The sequence below is a fragment of the Arthrobacter sp. StoSoilB5 genome, from assembly GCF_019977235.1.
Classification (GTDB): Bacteria; Actinomycetota; Actinomycetes; order Actinomycetales; family Micrococcaceae; genus Arthrobacter.
In genome coordinates this window covers 4,939,210-4,956,434 of the sequence record NZ_AP024646.1, presented here as the reverse complement: position 1 = coordinate 4,956,434, position 17,225 = coordinate 4,939,210, and the positions used below count along the sequence as shown (strand labels likewise).

At 60.7% G+C, this 17,225-nt stretch carries 15 protein-coding genes; 6 read left to right on the top strand and 9 right to left on the bottom strand.

The features are described 5' to 3' along the window. Window positions 1-155: 155 nt before the first annotated feature. The 5 genes from cycA to LDN75_RS22445 all read right to left on the bottom strand — a co-directional run bounded on the left by cycA (window position 156) and on the right by LDN75_RS22445 (window position 4,011). Window positions 156-1,616 carry a D-serine/D-alanine/glycine transporter gene (gene cycA / locus LDN75_RS22465; protein ID WP_223934879.1) on the bottom strand — a complete coding sequence of 487 codons (1,461 nt, stop codon included), beginning with the start codon at window positions 1,614-1,616 and terminating at the stop codon, window positions 156-158. Window positions 1,617-1,771: 155 nt separating this feature from the next. Further along, the gene (locus LDN75_RS22460; protein WP_223934878.1) at window positions 1,772-2,536 is read right to left on the bottom strand and encodes an ABC transporter permease; all 765 of its coding nucleotides are present in this window, start codon (window positions 2,534-2,536) and stop codon (window positions 1,772-1,774) included. Beyond that, window positions 2,533-3,318, bottom strand: a complete 786-nt coding sequence (locus LDN75_RS22455; protein WP_223934877.1) for an ATP-binding cassette domain-containing protein — start codon at window positions 3,316-3,318, stop codon at window positions 2,533-2,535. Before LDN75_RS22455 ends, LDN75_RS22460 begins: the two co-directional genes overlap by 4 nt. Continuing rightward, a complete protein-coding gene (locus tag LDN75_RS22450) occupies window positions 3,315-3,680 on the bottom strand; it encodes a DUF1048 domain-containing protein (protein ID WP_223934876.1) in 366 nt (121 codons plus the stop codon). Before LDN75_RS22450 ends, LDN75_RS22455 begins: the two co-directional genes overlap by 4 nt. Before the next feature lies 1 nt (window position 3,681). Next, a complete protein-coding gene (locus tag LDN75_RS22445; protein WP_223934875.1) occupies window positions 3,682-4,011 on the bottom strand; it encodes a PadR family transcriptional regulator in 330 nt (109 codons plus the stop codon). Between the two features lie 107 nt (window positions 4,012-4,118). Between LDN75_RS22445 and LDN75_RS22440 the strand changes: the two genes are divergently transcribed. The 3 genes from LDN75_RS22440 to LDN75_RS22430 all read left to right on the top strand — a co-directional run bounded on the left by LDN75_RS22440 (window position 4,119) and on the right by LDN75_RS22430 (window position 6,405). After that, on the top strand, window positions 4,119-4,622 hold the full coding sequence (locus LDN75_RS22440; protein ID WP_223934874.1) for a GNAT family N-acetyltransferase: 504 nt from the start codon (window positions 4,119-4,121) through the stop codon (window positions 4,620-4,622). Window positions 4,623-4,683: 61 nt separating this feature from the next. Beyond that, window positions 4,684-5,133 (top strand): MarR family transcriptional regulator, encoded by a 450-nt coding sequence (locus tag LDN75_RS22435; protein WP_223934873.1) that lies wholly within the window; start codon window positions 4,684-4,686, stop codon window positions 5,131-5,133. A 33-nt stretch (window positions 5,134-5,166) separates the two neighbouring features. Then, entirely contained in the window at window positions 5,167-6,405 is a 1,239-nt protein-coding gene (locus LDN75_RS22430) for an MFS transporter (protein WP_223934872.1), read from the top strand. Between the two features lie 7 nt (window positions 6,406-6,412). On the opposite strand, the gene LDN75_RS22425 is transcribed toward LDN75_RS22430, so the two are convergent. Together LDN75_RS22425 and LDN75_RS22420 are read right to left on the bottom strand one after the other, a co-directional pair. Beyond that, on the bottom strand, window positions 6,413-7,882 hold the full coding sequence (locus tag LDN75_RS22425) for a sugar porter family MFS transporter (RefSeq protein WP_223934871.1): 1,470 nt from the start codon (window positions 7,880-7,882) through the stop codon (window positions 6,413-6,415). 333 nt (window positions 7,883-8,215) lie between these two features. Beyond that, the gene (locus LDN75_RS22420; protein ID WP_223934870.1) at window positions 8,216-9,430 is read right to left on the bottom strand and encodes a CoA transferase; all 1,215 of its coding nucleotides are present in this window, start codon (window positions 9,428-9,430) and stop codon (window positions 8,216-8,218) included. Between the two features lie 208 nt (window positions 9,431-9,638). Between LDN75_RS22420 and LDN75_RS22415 the strand changes: the two genes are divergently transcribed. After that, on the top strand, window positions 9,639-10,391 hold the full coding sequence (locus LDN75_RS22415; protein WP_263422340.1) for an IclR family transcriptional regulator: 753 nt from the start codon (window positions 9,639-9,641) through the stop codon (window positions 10,389-10,391). 85 nt (window positions 10,392-10,476) lie between these two features. On the opposite strand, the gene LDN75_RS22410 is transcribed toward LDN75_RS22415, so the two are convergent. Beyond that, window positions 10,477-11,937 (bottom strand): cytosine permease, encoded by a 1,461-nt coding sequence (locus LDN75_RS22410; RefSeq protein ID WP_223934868.1) that lies wholly within the window; start codon window positions 11,935-11,937, stop codon window positions 10,477-10,479. 266 nt (window positions 11,938-12,203) lie between these two features. Between LDN75_RS22410 and LDN75_RS22405 the strand changes: the two genes are divergently transcribed. Together LDN75_RS22405 and LDN75_RS22400 are read left to right on the top strand one after the other, a co-directional pair. Further along, entirely contained in the window at window positions 12,204-13,394 is a 1,191-nt protein-coding gene (locus LDN75_RS22405; RefSeq protein WP_223934867.1) for an acyl-CoA dehydrogenase family protein, read from the top strand. Between the two features lie 222 nt (window positions 13,395-13,616). Then, complete coding sequence (locus LDN75_RS22400; protein WP_223934866.1) at window positions 13,617-15,356, top strand: urocanate hydratase; 1,740 nt, start codon at window positions 13,617-13,619, stop codon at window positions 15,354-15,356. A 92-nt stretch (window positions 15,357-15,448) separates the two neighbouring features. On the opposite strand, the gene LDN75_RS22395 is transcribed toward LDN75_RS22400, so the two are convergent. Further along, a complete protein-coding gene (locus tag LDN75_RS22395; protein WP_223934865.1) occupies window positions 15,449-17,101 on the bottom strand; it encodes an MDR family MFS transporter in 1,653 nt (550 codons plus the stop codon). Between the last annotated feature and the right edge of the window lie 124 nt (window positions 17,102-17,225).

Here is a 17,225-nt window from a genome sequence, read left to right as displayed (position 1 = left end):
GCCCAGCTGCGATGAACTCACCCAAACCCGTGGGGAGGTGAGAGAACATCGGCCAAAACCCCGCAGGAGGTGAGAGAACATCGGCCAAAACCCCGCAGGAGGTGAGAGAACATCGCCCCTAATCCCGTGGGATGTGAGAGAGGATGGGGAGGGGGTTAGCGCGCTGCCGCCGTTTCGGCTTCCGCCATCGCCTTCCACTCGGCCACGCGGGCCTGGTGCAGCGGCGACTTGCGAACAACCGCATAGGCGATGCCAAGGATCGCGAACCAGATAGGCGTCACCAGCAGTGCTGTGAGCGTGTCCGGCTGCGTGGTCAGCGCCCACACCAGGAACGCGAAGAACGCGAAGACCACCCACACCATCGGGATGCCACCAGGCATCTTGAACGGCGACGCCGCGTGCTGCTCCGGGCGGCGCTTCCGGAAGACGAGGTAGCTGGCCAGGATGATGGACCAGACGAACATGAAGCAGACGGCGGACACGGTGGTCACCATGTCGAACGCGGCGCCAACGTCCTTGCCCGCGTACAGAAGCACGACGCCGGCCAGCAGCAGAACGCAGGACAGGAACAGTGCGTTCTGGGGTACTTTGCGGCTGGAGAGCCGGCCGAAGACCTTGGGAGCGTCGCCGTCGTTGGCCAGGCCGAACACCATGCGGGACGTCGAGTAGATGCCCGAGTTGGCCGAAGACATGGCCGATGTGAGCACCACGAGGTTAACCACGGTTGCCGCCATGCCGAGGCCTGCCAGCGAGAACATGGCGATGAAGGGGCTGTGGCCTGCTTTGAATTCGGTCCACGGGGTGACGGACATGAGGATGATGAGTGCGCCTACGTAGAACAGCATGACGCGCAGGGGGATCGCGTTGATGGCGCGGGGCAGGTTGTGCTCAGGGTTTTTGGTTTCGGCTGCCGCCGTGCCCACGAGTTCGATGCCCACGAACGCGAAGACTGCGATCTGGAAGCCGGCGACGAAGCCCATGAATTCCTTGGGGAAGAATCCGCCATGGCTCCAGAGGTTGGTGAAGCTTGCGGTTCCGGCGTTGGACTGGAACCCGGTGAAAATCATCACCAGGCCCACCACGATCAGCGCCACGATGGCCACGATCTTGATAAGGGCGAACCAGAACTCCGTCTCGCCGAACGCCTTGACGGTGGGGAGGTTCAGAAGGAGCAGAATCACGATGGTTGCCAGGCCCGGGATCCACAGTTGGATTCCCGGCCACAGTTCATTGGCGTAGCCGGCGATCGCAATCACGTCGGCAACACCTGTGACCACCCAACAGAACCAGTAGGTCCAGCCGGTGAAGAAGCCGGCCCAGGGGCCCAGGAGGTCGCCCGCAAAATCGCTGAAGGACTTGTAGTTGAGGTTGGAGAGCAGGAGCTGGCCCATGGCCCGCATCACGAAGAACAGCATGAAGCCGATGATCATGTACACGAAGATCACGGAGGGTCCGGCCACGGAGATGGTCTTGCCGGAACCCATGAAGAGGCCCGTTCCGATGGCGCCGCCGATTGCCAGGAGCTGGATGTGGCGGTTGCTGAGCGAGCGTGACAGGTGGGGCTCGCTGTCCCTGCTGGAGGCGCGGAGCTGCCCCGTTGTTGTCTGATCGGACATTAGTTTCAAGAACCCTTCGGAAGACCCGTCACAATGGTGACGGCCGTTACAAATCTGTTCGATAAAGCTATAGCTAATGTCTGACCAATGGCCAATCGGTCTGCATGGCGAAAGCTCCCCGTCTTGGAGAGAGGGGAGCTTAGGCCGGTGTGCTCTTAGGCGATCTTCCGCCGGTACGCGGCCATGGCGAAGGCGTAGGCGAGAGCCAGGATGCCAAGGCACCATGCGAGGGCAACCCAGATGTCGCTGCCCACCGGCTGTTGTGCGAACAACGCGCGAATGGAGTTCACGATCGAGGTCACTGGCTGGTTCTCGGCGAACCAGGCCACCGGGCCCGGCATCGTCGCGGTCGGCACGAACGCTGAACTGATGAACGGCAGGAAGATCAGCGGGTAGCTGAACGCGCTGGCGCCGTCGACGGTTTTCGCGGAGAGCCCGGCGATCACGGCCAACCAGGTCAGGGCGAGCGTGAACAGGACCAGGATCCCGGCGATTGCAAGCCAGGCGCCCACGGATGCTCCGGTGCGGAACCCCATAAGAAGGGCCACGCCGACGACGATCGCGACCGAGACGAGGTTGGCCACCAGTGAGGTCAGCACGTGCGCCCAGAGCACGCTCGACCGCGCGATCGGCATGGACTGGAAGCGCTCGAAGATGCCGCCCTGCATGTCGAGGAACAGGCGATAGGCGGTGTAGGCGATGCCGGAGGCAATCGTGATCAGCAGGATGCCGGGGAGCATGTAGTTGATGTACGACTCGTCGGATCCGGTATTGATCGCGCCGCCAAGCACGTACACGAACAGCAGCATTAGCGCGATCGGCGTGACCGCGGTGGTGATGATCGTGTCGGGGCTGCGCAGGATGTGGCGCAGCGAGCGGCCGGTGAGGACGCGGGTATCGCTGAGGACGTGGGTGCTCATCGGGATGCCTCCTGTTCTTTCTGCTCTTCAGCCGTCTCGCCGACGAGCGCCAGGAAGACGTCTTCGAGTGAGGGCTGCTTCTCGACGTACTCGATCTCGGCCGGCGGCAGCAGCCGCTTGAGTTCGTCGAGCGTGCCGTTCTGGATAATCGTGCCCTTGTGGAGGATCGCGATGCGGTCGGCCAGATGTTCGGCCTCGTCGAGGTATTGGGTGGTGAGCAGCACTGTTGTGCCGTTCCGGGCGAGATCCTTCACGGTCTGCCACACTTCGACGCGCGCCTGCGGATCGAGCCCTGTGGTCGGCTCATCCAGGAAGATCACCTTCGGCTGCCCGATCAGGCTCATGGCGATGTCCAAGCGGCGGCGCATGCCTCCTGAGTAGGCCGCCACTTTCCGTGAGCCGGCGTCGGTGAGGCTGAACTGTGCCAGCAGCTCATCCGCGATCTTGCCAGGGTTCTTTAGGTGACGTAGTTTCGCCACCAGGATCAAGTTCTCCCTGCCGGTCAGCACCTCGTCCACTGCCGCGAACTGCCCGGTCAGGCTGATGGACTCCCGGACCTGCAGCGGTTCGGCTGCGATATCAAAACCCTCGACGGCGGCAGTGCCGGCATCCGCTTTGAGCAGGGTGGACAGGATCTTCACCATGGTGGTCTTGCCTGCCCCGTTGGAGCCGAGGAGGGCGAAGATGCTGCCCGACGCCACCTCGAAGTCCACGCCGCGCAGAACATGGAGATCCTTGTACGACTTCTCGATGCCCTCTACCCGGATTGCCGTTGCAGTCATGATTCAGCCTCCTTCGCTTTATCGACAGCCTTCGTGAGGCGCTCGCGTTCCTTATCAATCCAGCGCTTTCCGCCGTATGCCTGGGCAAACGCCTCGGCGAACTCGATGGGGTCCTCGCCGACGATCTCGCTCACGGGCGTACCGTCGATGGCGGCGCGTTCCCAAAGGTCGGCCAGGTCGGTGAACATCTGCACGATCGTGTCCCCCTCGGTGACCCCGCCGTAGTACATGAAGTACCGGTTGAAGGCGTTTGCCACGGAGGAGTAAGGCTCAGGCAGGGCATCCAGCCGCGCCTTGGCCTGCTTGTACTGCTTCTTTTGCTCGAGCGATCCAGTTACCAGTTCGATCCACTTCGCTGCCATGTTAATTTCCTCCCTTGCGGAGCTGTTCAAGCCGTTCGGACAAGAAGCTCCATGTGTTCCAAAATTCGTCCAGTTCTTTTTCGCCCTGTGGGTTGAGCGTGTACACCTTGCGGGGTGGCCCCTTTTCGGATGGCCGCTTTTCGACGTTCACCAGCCCCTTTTGTTCGATCCTGACCAGCAGTGCGTACACGGTGCCCTCAGCGATCTCGGTAAAGCCCTGCGCCCGGAGCAGCGTCGTGATTTCGTATCCATACGCCGCCTTTCCGGTGAGGAGGGCCAGAACAATGCCCTCCAATGTGCCTTTGAGCATCTCCGTCATTTGCTTGCCCATCGGACACCTCCCTCGCTACTCAGTACTACTAGCTACCACTACATAGTAGAACTAAGTACCGGTACCTAGCAATAATGAGTTCTGATCAAAAATGACATGCTGAGGTAATGACCCCAGACTCTGCCGCCGCGTCCGCCCTGCTGACTGTCGACGTCGGCTCCGGAACCTTCAGTCTTCGTCGCGCCACTAAAGCCGACCTGCCGCGCATCCTTGCCTTGCTGATTGATGACCAATTAGGCGCGACCCGCGAGAATCTGGATGACCTTGCGCCGTACGAGCGGGCTTTCGACGCGATCGACGGCGACCCGGCCCACCTCCTGGTGGTGGGCGAGCTCAACGGCGAGGTGGTGGCCACGTTCCAGCTCAGCTTCCTCCCGGGCCTGTCCCGCAAGGGATCCTGGCGGGCGCAGATCGAGGCCGTGCGGGTTTCCGAGGTGCTCCGCGGCCAAGGCGTGGGCGCGGTCATGATCCAGTGGGCCATCGACCAAGCGCGCGAGCGTGGCTGCTCGCTGGTGCAGCTCACCACGGACAAGTCGCGCGTCGCGGCGCACCGCTTCTACGAGCGGCTGGGCTTCGTTGCGAGCCATGAGGGCATGAAACTGAAGCTCTAATCCCGTCCGATACTCACTAAAGCTTGACTCTTAGGCGACCTAACTATTAGGCTACCTAAATATGACGAGCGCTTCGCCCTTCGACCCCCGACTACTGGACCTCGCCCAGGAATTCCGCGAGTCATTGCGCCTGGGCGTGTACATGTTCCGCCGCCTGGATCCGGAGGGCGAACTCACCGCTGCGCAGCTGAGCCTGCTGTCCATGATTTCCGACGGCGGCCTCCGCGTGGGCGATATCGCCAAGAACCTGGGGATCAAGGTCCCCAGCGCGACGGAGCAGATCATCAAGCTCGAACGTGCCGGCCTCGTCAGCCGGCAGCCTGATGTCAACGATTCCCGCGCCGTCCAGGTGGTCATCACCAAAGCCGGCAGTGCCGCCGTCGAGTCTGCCAACCAGCGGCGGAACGCGATGGTGGCCGAGCTGCTCCAAGAGCTGAGCAGCGACGAAGTCGAGCAACTCGCTGCGGCGCTCCCGATCATCAGCAAACTCAACAGCTCATTCCAGAACTAACCAGAACTAAACGCACCGACAAGGAGCCATTGAATGTCACGCCAGCTGGCTGACGCTTCAGAAAGCGCCGAGACAACTACCGAATCCACACTCGAAGCTGAAAAAGCTTCATTCCTCAAACAGCCGAAGGCCGTGTGGGCCACCGCGCTTGCTGCCGTATTCGCGTTCATGGGCATCGGGCTCGTAGACCCGATTCTTCCGGCGATTGCCAAGAACCTTGAGGCCTCCACCAGTGAAGTTTCCTTGCTTTTCACGAGCTACTTCCTGGTGACGGCGATTGCGATGTTGATCAGCGGCTTCGTGTCCTCGCGCATCGGCGGGAAGAAGACGCTACTGATCGGGCTGGCCGTGATCGTAGTGTTCGCATCGTTGTCCGGTTTGTCCGGCAGTGTTGAGCAGTTGGTGGGTTTCCGTGCTGGTTGGGGATTGGGTAACGCCCTCTTTGTCGCGACCGCCCTCGCCGTGATCGTTGGTGTGGCCAGTGGTGGGACCGGAGCGGCCATCATTCTCTACGAAGCAGCGCTCGGCCTGGGCATCTCACTCGGCCCGCTGCTCGGGGCATTGTTGGGCGGATGGCAGTGGCGCGCACCGTTCTTTGGAACTGCGGTTCTTATGGCCGCTGCTTTCATCGCGCTACTGGCGTTGCTCCCCAAAACACCAGCCCCCGCGAAGAAGTCACGCTTGCGGGATCCGCTCCTGGCGCTGGGACACAAAGGCCTCAGCACAACCGCGGCGAGCGCTCTCTTCTACAACTACGGCTTCTTCACCATCCTTGCTTTCACGCCTTTCATCCTCGGCATGGACGCATATGGCATCGGGGGAGTGTTCTTCGGTTGGGGCGTCGCGGTAGCCGTGTTCTCGGTGTTCGTGGCACCCGTGCTCCAGAAGCGCTTGGGCGCTGTAAAGGTCCTGACCGGCACGTTGTTCGCGCTCATGCTCGACCTCATTGGACTGGGACTTGCTGCGGGGCACTCGGTGACTGCCGTCGTCGTGCTTGTCATCGCGGCGGGCGCCCTGCTGGGAATCAACAATACGATCTACACGGAACTGGCCATGGGCGTCTCCGATTCGCCGCGACCCATCGCCTCGGCCGGCTACAACTTTGTGCGCTGGATGGGTGGTGCGCTGGCCCCGTTCGCGGCAGCCCAACTGGGTGAGCACTTTGGACCCCAGGTGCCCTTCTTCGCCGGTGCTGTTGCCATGGTGATCGCGATCATCATTGCCTTCGGCGGCCGCGGATATCTGAAGTCGCACGAACCGCACCTGGTGTAGATGCTCGTTATCTGGGCCCGTTGGACGTGACCGGTAATGGCGCCACCGGTGCGCCCTTGGGGATGAAAAGCGTCTCGGCCTGCTCCAGCGACATGCCGTTGGTCTCGGGAACCTTGAACATCACAAAGAAGAACGACGCCGAAGCGAACGCTGCGTACAAGGCGTACGTCAGTGGCAGCGAACCTGCCGCCATGATGGGGAAGCTGAGGGTGATGGCGAAGTTGGCGATCCATTGCGCGGCGGCGGCCAGTCCCAGCGCGCGGGCCCGGATACGGGACGGGAAGATCTCGCCCAGCAACACCCAGACGAGCGGACCCCATGAAGCACCAAAGCTGATCACGAAGACGTTGGCCGCAACAAGGGCAACGGGACCCCAAGCCCCGGGGAGGCTGATCTCGGAGCCGGTACCAACAGCCGAGGAGAACGCCAACGCCATGACGCCCAGGGATACGGCCATGCCGATTGAACCGGTGAGCAGGATGGGTCGGCGACCAATGCGGTCCACCAGTGCGATGGCTACGAGTGTCACCAGAATGTTGGTAACGGACGTGGCGACGGAGATGGTCAGGGAGTCCTTCTCCTGGAATCCAACCGCCTTCCACAGCGTGGTGGAGTAGTAGAAGATCACGTTGATGCCAACAAATTGCTGCAGCACGGACAGGATGATGCCAATCCACACCACTGCTTGCAGGCCGAATGAGTTGCCGCGCAGCGAGCCCTTCTTGGTGGACAGCTGGTCCTGCTGGATGGACTCGCGGATATCGCGAATGTGCCGTTCGGTGTCGTCGCCCGGGATGAGGGTGTCGAAGATCTTGCGGGCGGCATCTTCCTTGCCGTTGAGCACCAGGAAGTGCGGCGACTCAGGCAAACGGAATGCGATCCAGCCATACACAGCAGCGGGCACGGCACAAGCGATGAACATCCAGCGCCAGGCTTCCATGCCGAGCCACAAGGTGCTGCCGGCGCTGCCGGCTGAGTTGGCCAGGACGGCGTCGGACAACAGTGCCGCAAAGATACCCGTAGTGATGGCTAGCTGCTGAAGGGACGCCAAGCGACCACGCACGTGTCGGGGAGAAATCTCGGAAATGTAGGCAGGGGCGATGACCGAAGCAAGGCCGATGCCCAAGCCCCCTACCAAACGCCAGAAGATCAGGTCCCACACGCCAAAGGCCAGTCCTGTTCCGATGGAGCTCACTAGAAACAGGAGCGCGCCGATCTTCATGGCCGGGATGCGGCCGTAGCGGTCGGCCACCTTGCCCGCCAGGTAGGCTCCCAGTGCGCACCCCAGCAAGGCGACGGCGACAGCAAAGCCAGTGACGGCTTCGCTCATAAGGAACTCGTCCTTCATGGCATCCACGGCACCGTTGACCACGGAAGAATCGAAGCCGAACAGGAAGCCGCCCACCGCTCCAGCGACGGCCAAGCCGATCACTTTCCTGGATACTGGGGGCACGCCTTCGGTGCTGGGATTGGACATGGGTCTCCCTTGGGAATGGTGGTGTGGGATTCACGGTGCAGGACGTCGTCGGCTGTTCCGACGGGGACGCCGGTGCACACGCGCTACACAGTGTTGCACGCCATATCCGCCAACTTCCAGTCAAGGTGAGTCAGATGACGTGCATTCACTAAATTAACGCAGCGGTCCTGATTGGTGGCTGGGAGTGAGCTGTGGGCTGCTGATGCGCCCTGGGCGGGTCAAAGAAGGCGGCTTTGAACCAACTACTTGAACGCAAAGAACGACGGCGGCAGGTGCGTTGGGAGCGGAACGCACGTGCCGCCGTCGTTAGCTTTCATGCCCCAAGTGCGGGCGCTAGCTGCGGTACTCGATCGTCTTGCCGCTCCATTGGGGAATGAGGTGATTATGTTGACCAAGCTGAGGAGCGGGCCGTGGCGGCACGGACCCTGTTAGACGCAGTGGGGATGCCAGGGTAGCGAACCCGTCTTCTTCCATAGCAACCAGACCTCGTTCCCGTGCGTGCTCATTGGTCAAAGCATCGGTGACGGAACGGACCTCGGCGACGGGGACCTGATGGTGCTCCAGCAGGGCCACGGCTTGCTCGTTTGTCATGGCACTAAGCGCCTCCTCCAATTCAATGCGGAACTCCGATGAATGCTTGTTTCTCGTGGTCTGCAGGCGGAATCTAGGGTCGGACAGCCACCTGTCCCGGTCCAGAGCCGCTGATAGCCTGGGAAACAGTCGGTCGCCCGCAATAGCTATGGCGATTGATCCGTCCATCGTTTTATAGGTGCTGAATGGCGTGGACATGGCATGGTCATTTCCGCAGGCCGTGGGTTCTTCTCCGTGCAGGGCCCGCATACCCACGGACTCCAAAATGGACACCAGACTGTCCAACATCGCTAAGTCGATGTGTTGGCCTTTTCCGGTGGTGTGGCGCTCCTGAAGAGCGGCTAAGGCGGCAGTAGCCCCGTAGATTCCAGGGATGATGTCACCGAGGCTGACTCCTGCTCGGGTCGGTTCCCCGTTAGGCCAGCCGGTGACCGACATGAGACCGCTCATGGCTTGGGCGATCAGGTCGTAGGCCGGAGCGCCGCGAAGCTTGCTGGTTTGCCCGAATCCACTGATGCTCACCACGATGAGGCGCGGATTGATCTGCCGTAGTTTTCCTGCACTGATGCCGAGGCGTTCCATGACTCCCGGACGGAAGTTCTCAACGATGATGTCCGCTGTTTTTGCAAGATCGAGGAGCGTGCCACGATCGTCATCCTCTTTCAAGTTAAGCGTGATGCCATATTTGCTCCGGTTGAACAGCCGGTAATAGCCTGACTGGCCGTTGACAGTAGGGCCGAAGTGGCGGGAGTCGTCACCCTCAGGACTCTCAACTTTAATGACTTCGGCGCCAAGGTCGGCCAGAATCATTGCACAGAAGGGGCCAGCGAGCACACGGGAAAGATCCAGGACCCGGATGCCGTGGAGTGCGCCTTGAACCGGCGAAGCTGTGGCGTCATCGGGCTGGCCATCGAGCACGTGTTGAAGGCCGGAAGGGACTGTTTGGTTGGTGGTCATTTGCGTTCCTTAGGTTGACGGCTTTTCCTGTTTCCATCTCAACAGCACGCTGTTTTGGAATGAAGGGAAGGGCCCCCAAGTTGTCCGAGATACCGGACGATGCGAGGAGTATGCTTCGGAGATGAACGGAGCTTTGCCGAGGTCGAAAGCGCCCGCTGCGGCGCAGGTCCTTGCCGTGCTGAGATATGTTGCGGGTCAAGCAGGACCAGTGAGCGCTTCAGCGATTGCCAGGGATGTAGGGCTGCCTCGGTCCACCACCTATCAACTGATCTCTGCGTTAATTGATGATGGATTCCTGCTGCATCTTCCCGAGGAACGAAAATATGCGCTCGGAGTTACGGCCCACGAGTTGGGGACCGGCTATTCGCGGCAGGCCCCACTTCAGCGCATCGCACGCTTCCCGTTGGAGCGTCTGGTGGCCCGTACGAGGCGGACCGCCCACCTTGCGGTCATGCATGGAAGGGACGTCGTCTATGTCATTGAGGAGCGTGCTCCCCGGCAGCGCCCCCTTGTGACAGATACAGGGGTGAGGCTGCCGGCTCATTTGACCGCGAGCGGAAGGGCAATGATGTCACAGATGGACCGTGCCCAAGTGTCTGCACTCTTCCCCGGCCCGGAAGCCTTTTCGGTGCGGAACAGCAATGGTCCTCAATCGGTGCCTGCACTGGAGGACCTCTTGGCAAGAGCGCGTACCCTGGGCTATGCCTGGGAACAGGACGAGATTACGGAGGGTTTTTCCTCCGTGGCGGTTGCTGTCCTCGATAGGCAGCGATATCCGGTGGCAAGTGTGACGTTGACTGTTTCGAACCGGGCATTCCTACCAACTGAGAGGCGCCTTAGAAACGATGAGGAGTCGGCTGAGGAGAGGGCTTTAAGAATCGAAGATGTGGCCCGGACCTGGATCCCCGAGGTCAATCGATGTGCCCGGGAGATCTCACGGAGGCTTGGAACCCACAACTAACTAAAACGAGCAGTTGACCCCTTATGAAGGGGTCAACTGCTCGTTTGATGTATCTTCGCCGCGCTTTGTAGCGCGGGCTGCCGGCCTAGTGGTTTAAGGTTGTGCCCACGCCAGCCGGGATTGCGTCGACGGGATAGATCATTTCGGTCGGGGCGGTCGAATTCCGCTTAGCCAAGGGGAAATACAGGGCTGCTGTTACAACCAGTCCGACCAGCCAGGAGATGTCGGCTCCGCCCAGCAGTTCAGTCATCGGACCGGTGTAGAGGGTCTGGGCCAGGAACGGTATCTGGACGAGAATACCCGCAGCGTAGGAGACCAAAGCAGTCTTATTCCAACGGCCGTATCGTCCGTTGAGATCGTAGAGCGCCGGGATATCCACCTTTTCCTTGGACACCAGGTAGTAATCAACAAGATTGATCGAGCTCCACGGGATGAAGACCATCAGCAAGAGCAACACAAAGTTCTTGAAGTTTGCTATGAAGTCCGGTGAGGCTACGACTGCAATGACTACGGACAGTCCGATGAAGCCCACCACATACGCGAAACGGGTCCATGTGGCCACTTTGGTCTTTCGGGTGAACGCTGTGACGGACGTGAGCATCGTCATGTACCCGCCGTAGGCGTTGAGTGTGTTGACGGTTAGTTTGCCGATGACGATGACCAAGTAAATAACCAGTGCAATGGCACCTCCACCGCTGAGGCCTCCAAGGAATGCAACTTGTCCATCCAGGAACCTCGAGCCTTTCGGCAGGGCAAGGGAAGCGAAGAGCGCACCGAGAGTCATGGACCACTGCGAGCCGATAACCGTGCCCAAGTAGCAGGCCCAGAAAGTCTGGCGCACCGGCGTTTTTGATGGCAGGTAACGGGAGTAATCTGCCACGTAGGGACCGTATGTCAACTGCCAGCCAGCGCTGAGTGACACAGCTAAGAGGAATGTGGGGAATTGGAACTCAGCGGATCCGAGGAGCGCACCCACATCATGGCTGGTAAACAAGCGGATGCCCAGGTAGCCAAAGCCGAGGATACCGGCAACAGTCGCGATGCGGCCCATGAGGTGGATATACCGGTAGCCCAGCGTTGCTACGAGGACTGTTAGAGCACCAAAAATCACCATACCCACCGCGGGCGTGCCCGTCTGCAGGATCTGGTCTACCGCCTGTCCGGCAAGGACGGTACCGGTGGCGGCGAAGCCCAGATACATGATCACTACCAATATCAGGGGAATAACTGCGCCGAGGATGCCGAACTGTGCTCGGCTGGAAATCATCTGGGGCAGTCCCAGACGCGGTCCCTGGGCAGCGTGCAGCGCCATTACCGCAGCGCCCAGGAGATTGCCGATCAGGAGGCCGATGATGGCCCATAGAGCGTCTGCTCCGAAAAGTACCGCCAAGGCGCCGTCCACGATCGCGGTGATCTGCATGTTGGCCCCAAACCACAAAGTAAATTGCTGGGCCGGTGAACCATGGCGTTCGTTTTCGGGAACGAAGTCGATGGAACGGCGCTCCACCCGCGTCCCGCCTGCCCCTGTATTTGTTGCTGTCTGCATGGTGTTCCTTTGACTAAATGAACGGAGAGTCCAGGTCCCCCTACCTGCGATCCATCTGAGCATGATCCGTGTTTTGCATCACGAAAAGTAACTCACGTTCCGTCCGGTATTTCGGACGATGTCTGAAAAGCTGTGACCTGGGCCATTTCGCGGGTCCTTCGGCGTATACCTTCAGAAAGACCGCCGAACGCTGAAGCTGTCCGCGACCCTCCGTTCTGGCGGTCCATTCCAATCACCTTCCCGTAATACCTTCCATGGAGGACCGCATGAGTACCCAGTCTCTTCCCAACGTAGATCTCCCCTACTCCGATGGGGACTTCTTCCACTTTGAGTCGATGCTTCCCGCAAATGAATCTTGCCGCTTGGATGAGATCAGGGATTGGCTTGAGGCGGAAGTCCGTCCAGTAGCGGCTGACCACTGGAACCGTAGCGAGTTTCCTAAACACCTGATTCCCAAGGTTGCAGAACTGGACATCATCAGCCCTGTCCGCCGCCAGGGGCATTCCCATCTTTTTGCCGGGATGCTGACCGCGGCAATCCACAGGGTTGACGCATCCTTCGGCACTTTCTTCAGTGGCCACGATGGCCTGTTTACTGGCTCGATTGAGCTACTGGGTTCGGAGGAGCAGAAGGCTGACTGGCTACCGGACTTCTACTCCCTCAAAAAGACTGGCGTCTTTGCAATTACGGAGCCTTTGGCTGGTTCCGATGTTGCGGGCGGGACGCGTACGACGGCACGTCGGGACGGGGACAAGTGGATCCTTAACGGCGAAAAGCGATGGATTGGCAATTCGACGTTCTCGGACTATGTGATTGTCTGGGCAAAGGATACCGATGACGACCAAGTCAAGGGCTTCCTCGTGGACACCACAACGCCAGGGTTCAGGGCGACGCTTATTCCGAACCGAATAGCATTGCGTGCGGTGCAGAACGCCGACATCGTTCTGGAAGACGTCGTTGTGCCCGACAACATGAAGCTCGCGGGAGCGAATAGCTTCCGTGACACCAACAAGGTCCTGAAGAGCACGCGTGCCACCGTCGGTTGGCAGGCCGTGGGACTTCAGATGGCCGCCTTCGATGTGGCCCGCAAATATGCAGTAGAGCGCCACCAATTCGGCAAGCCCATCGCGAGCTTTCAGTTGATCCAGGAACAACTCGTCACCATGCTCTCCAACGCGCAAAGTTCCATGGGAATGATGGTCAGACTGGCTCAGCTCGAGGACCAAGGCAGGTCCAGGAACGAGCACTCAGCGATGGCTAAGGCATTCGTCACAAAACGCATGCGCGAATCGGTGGCCATGGGCCGCAGTGTCCTTGGCGGCAACGGGGTGGCCGTGGACTACGAAATGGCAAAAATCTTCTGCGATGCGGAGGCCATCTATACATACGAGGGGACGTATGAAATCAACACCTTGGTGGCCGGCCGGGCGATCACGGGAATGGCGGCGTTTGTCTAACGTCCCGCTATGCCATTCCAATGCGTTCGGCGCTTCATCATGTCTTCCATTGTCCGGTATTTCGGACAAGATGCTTGATTCCCCCCTCCCTGGACGCAGGAAAATCCGGCCTACTTGTATCAGCAGGTCCTGGGCATAAGGCGACTCATGCATGAAGGTCCGTTGTGCTCGCAAACAAACCAGGGATCAGACAGTCCATGGACATTTTACGAAGGAGTCATTATGGCACCCGCCGATTTCACTACTGGTGCCCGTCCGGTTAAGGCCGCGCGGGGTACTGAGCTTACTGCCAAGTCGTGGCAGACCGAGGCGCCGTTGCGTATGTTGATGAACAATTTGGATCCTGAGGTTGCTGAGCGTCCTGATGATCTGGTGGTTTATGGCGGTACGGGCCGTGCTGTGCGGTCCTGGGCTGCGTTTGATGCGATCACCCGGACCCTGGAGACGATGGAGAAGGACGAGACGCTGTTGGTCCAGTCGGGCAAGCCGGTGGGTGTGTTCCGCACCCATGAGTGGGCTCCCCGGGTGCTTTTGGCGAACTCGAACCTGGTGGGGGACTGGGCGACGTGGCCGGAGTTCCGCCGCCTGGAGGCCGAGGGCCTGATGATGTACGGGCAGATGACGGCAGGGTCCTGGATTTATATCGGCACGCAGGGCATCTTGCAGGGCACGTATGAGACGTTCGCCGCGGTGGGGAACAAGCTGGCCGCCGCCAGGCAGAACACCGCCGGTCACCCGGCCCCGGCCGCAGCTGGTTCCACCGAAGGCCCGCTGGCCGGGACCTTGACCCTGACGGGTGGTTGTGGCGGGATGGGCGGCGCCCAGCCGCTGGCCGTGACCCTGAACGACGGTGCGTGCCTGATTGTGGACGTGGACGAGACGCGCCTGCGCCGCCGGGCCGGGAAGCGGTACCTGGACGAGGTCGAAACGGACCTGGACGCCGCGATCGCGAAGGTCCAGGCCGCGAAGGCTGAGCGCCGTGGTTGGTCCGTGGGGTATGTGGGCAACGCTGCTGAGGTGTTCCCGGAGCTGCTGGCCCGGCACAAGGCCGGGGAGCTGAGCATTGATGTGGTCACGGACCAGACCAGTGCCCATGACCCGTTGTCCTACCTGCCCGAGGGCATCACCGTGGAGGAGTGGCACACCGAGGCCGAGGCGGACCCGGAAGGGTTCACGAAGAAGGCCCAGGCGTCCATGGCCAGGCATGTCCAGGCGATGGTGGAGTTCCAGGACGCCGGGGCCGAGGTGTTTGATTACGGCAACTCGATCCGGGACGAGGCACGCAAGGGCGGCTACGACCGGGCGTTCGAGTTCCCCGGCTTTGTCCCGGCCTATATCCGCCCGTTGTTCTGCGAGGGCCTGGGCCCGTTCCGCTGGGTGGCGCTCTCGGGTGATCCGGAGGACATCGCGGTGACGGACGCGGCGATCAAGGAGTTGTTCCCGGAGAACAAGCACCTGCACAAGTGGCTCGACGCCGCGGCGGAGCGGGTGGAGTTCGAGGGTTTGCCGGCCCGTATTTGCTGGCTCGGGTACGGTGAACGTGCCAAGGCCGGGTTGTTGTTCAACCAGCTCGTGAAGGAGGGCAAGGTCAAGGCCCCGATCGTGATCGGCCGTGACCACCTGGACTCCGGTTCCGTGGCGTCCCCGTACCGGGAGACCGAGGCCATGGCCGACGGGTCCGACGCGATTGCTGACTGGCCGTTGCTGAACGCGCTGATCAATACCTCTTCGGGTGCTACCTGGGTTTCGATCCATCACGGTGGCGGGGTCGGTATCGGCCGGTCCCTGCACGCCGGACAGGTTTCCGTCGCGGACGGCACCGATCTGGCCGCGGAGAAACTCGAACGTCTCCTGACCAACGACCCCGGCATGGGCGTCATCCGCCACGTCGACGCCGGCTACGACCGCGCCGTCGAAGTAGCCAACGAACGCGGCGTCCGCATCCCCATGAACGAAAAGTAGCTTCCAATCCCCAAAGAAACGGCAGGCAGTCCGAAGACTGCCTGCCGTTCTGGTTTTGGTTTTGGTTTTGGTTTTGGAGGAGCCTGTACCGCCTAGTGCGCCGGGACGGATTCCTTGGCTGCAGCCTTCGGGTCCATGAGCTTCTTGTTGGGCAACGCGAAGCTGATGAGGAATGCGATCAGCATCAGGCCAGCTGCCGTGAGCATGACCGCATCAATTGCTTGGGCGAAGCCCTCGGTGATGGGCCTCGTGAGCGTGCTGTTGGCTGCGTGCAGCCAGCTCGTGTCGTTCAGCGAATCGTTGGTGGCGCCATTCTTGAAGAAATCGAAGAGCTTGGCATTCGCGGGATCTGCCGCCACGGCCGGATCCTTCATGACAGCCTGGTAGTCCGGGGTGGATGCAGCGGTCTTCATGCCATCGGCGATCTTGTCCGCGGCCAGGCTGAACAGCATGGAGATGAACACGGCCGTGCCCACGGCTCCACCCATGGAACGGAAGAAAGCCGCGGTGGAGGTTCCGACGCCCATGTCCTTGGGCGGCACCGAGACCTGCATGGCGAGTGTCAGCGGCTGCATGCAGAAGCCCAAGCCGACGCCGAAGAACACGGCAATCAGTCCGGGGACCCAGAGGCCCGTATCCACGCCGAGCACCAGGCCCATGACGGTCGCGGCGCCAGTCAGGATTGCCGTTCCAAGGATGGGGAAGATCCTGTAAACGCCCGACGACGAGATGGTTCGCCCGGCGCTGATGGAACCGAACAGGATGCCCACGGTGAAGGTGATCATCATCAGACCTGCTTCGGTGGGGGTGAGGCCCTTCACCAGCTGCAAGTACATGGGCAGCATGGCGATGGCGCCGAACATGCCGATGCCGATGATGAAGTTCAGCAGGGATGACAACCCGAAAGTTGCGTTCTTAAAGAGACGCAAGGGGATCAGCGCATAGTCCCCGGCCCGCATCTCGGCGAACAGGAATGCCACTATGCCGATGACGCCAAGGCCGTAGCAGAGCCAGGATCCGCCCGATGACCAACCCCAGGACCTGCCCTGCTCGGCGACAAGAAGGAGCGGAACGATTGCCAGGGTGATGGCCGCCGCGCCCCAATAGTCGATCTTCTGCTTCACGTGCCGGGCAGGCAGGTGCAGGAACATGAAGACCACGGTGAGTGCGGCCAGGCCAATGGGAAGGTTGATGAAGAAGACCCAGCGCCAGCCGTCGAAGCCAAGGATGCTCGATGTGCCGGCAAAAGCGCCGCCGATGACTGGACCAAGGACGGACGAAATACCGAACACGGACATGAAGTAGCCCTGGTACTTTGCGCGGTCCTTCAAAGCAACGATGTCGCCAATGATGGTCAAAGCCAGCGCCAACAGGCCACCTGCGCCTAGGCCCTGGACGCCACGGGCGATAGCAAGCTCGGTCATCGAATGGACAGATCCCGCATAGAGGGATCCGGCCAGGAAGATCAGGATGGCGGCCAGGTACAGCGGCCGGCGTCCGAAGATGTCACTGAGCTTGCCGTAGAGCGGCGTACTCACAGTGGATGTGATGAGGTACGCGGTGGTGGCCCAGGCTTGGAGCGACAGGCCGTCGAGGTCGTTGGCGATGGTGTAGATGGACGTCGACACAATGGTCTGGTCCAGTGAGGACAGGAACATGCCGAGCATGAGTCCCACCATGACGGTGAGCGTCTGACGATGGGTCAAGACCTCGCCAGCGGCCCGGAGGGGCGCAGATTTGGACATATCTTCTCCAGAGGTGGCAGAAAAGTGGATTTTAAGCAGGATAGTTGCTTTCAGTAACTATCCTAATGCCTGTTTGATTCCCGGAAGAAGAATGTTTCTTGAACAACCCTCGTAAGTCGCCCAG

Excerpts from the sequence above, each read along its gene's own strand:
- LDN75_RS22425 (WP_223934871.1), bottom strand. The coding sequence starts at position 7,882 with ATGTCCAATCCCAGCACCGAAGGCGTGCCCCCAGTATCCAGGAAAGTG.
- cycA (WP_223934879.1), bottom strand. The coding sequence starts at position 1,616 with ATGTCCGATCAGACAACAACGGGGCAGCTCCGCGCCTCCAGCAGGGAC.
- LDN75_RS22460 (WP_223934878.1), bottom strand. The coding sequence starts at position 2,536 with ATGAGCACCCACGTCCTCAGCGATACCCGCGTCCTCACCGGCCGCTCG.
- LDN75_RS22400 (WP_223934866.1), top strand. The coding sequence starts at position 13,617 with ATGGCACCCGCCGATTTCACTACTGGTGCCCGTCCGGTTAAGGCCGCG.
- LDN75_RS22420 (WP_223934870.1), bottom strand. The coding sequence starts at position 9,430 with ATGACCACCAACCAAACAGTCCCTTCCGGCCTTCAACACGTGCTCGAT.
- LDN75_RS22405 (WP_223934867.1), top strand. The coding sequence starts at position 12,204 with ATGAGTACCCAGTCTCTTCCCAACGTAGATCTCCCCTACTCCGATGGG.
- LDN75_RS22445 (WP_223934875.1), bottom strand. The coding sequence starts at position 4,011 with ATGGGCAAGCAAATGACGGAGATGCTCAAAGGCACATTGGAGGGCATT.
- LDN75_RS22410 (WP_223934868.1), bottom strand. The coding sequence starts at position 11,937 with ATGCAGACAGCAACAAATACAGGGGCAGGCGGGACGCGGGTGGAGCGC.
- LDN75_RS22450 (WP_223934876.1), bottom strand. The coding sequence starts at position 3,680 with ATGGCAGCGAAGTGGATCGAACTGGTAACTGGATCGCTCGAGCAAAAG.
- LDN75_RS22440 (WP_223934874.1), top strand. The coding sequence starts at position 4,119 with ATGACCCCAGACTCTGCCGCCGCGTCCGCCCTGCTGACTGTCGACGTC.
- LDN75_RS22430 (WP_223934872.1), top strand. The coding sequence starts at position 5,167 with ATGTCACGCCAGCTGGCTGACGCTTCAGAAAGCGCCGAGACAACTACC.
- LDN75_RS22395 (WP_223934865.1), bottom strand. The coding sequence starts at position 17,101 with ATGTCCAAATCTGCGCCCCTCCGGGCCGCTGGCGAGGTCTTGACCCAT.
- LDN75_RS22435 (WP_223934873.1), top strand. The coding sequence starts at position 4,684 with ATGACGAGCGCTTCGCCCTTCGACCCCCGACTACTGGACCTCGCCCAG.
- LDN75_RS22455 (WP_223934877.1), bottom strand. The coding sequence starts at position 3,318 with ATGACTGCAACGGCAATCCGGGTAGAGGGCATCGAGAAGTCGTACAAG.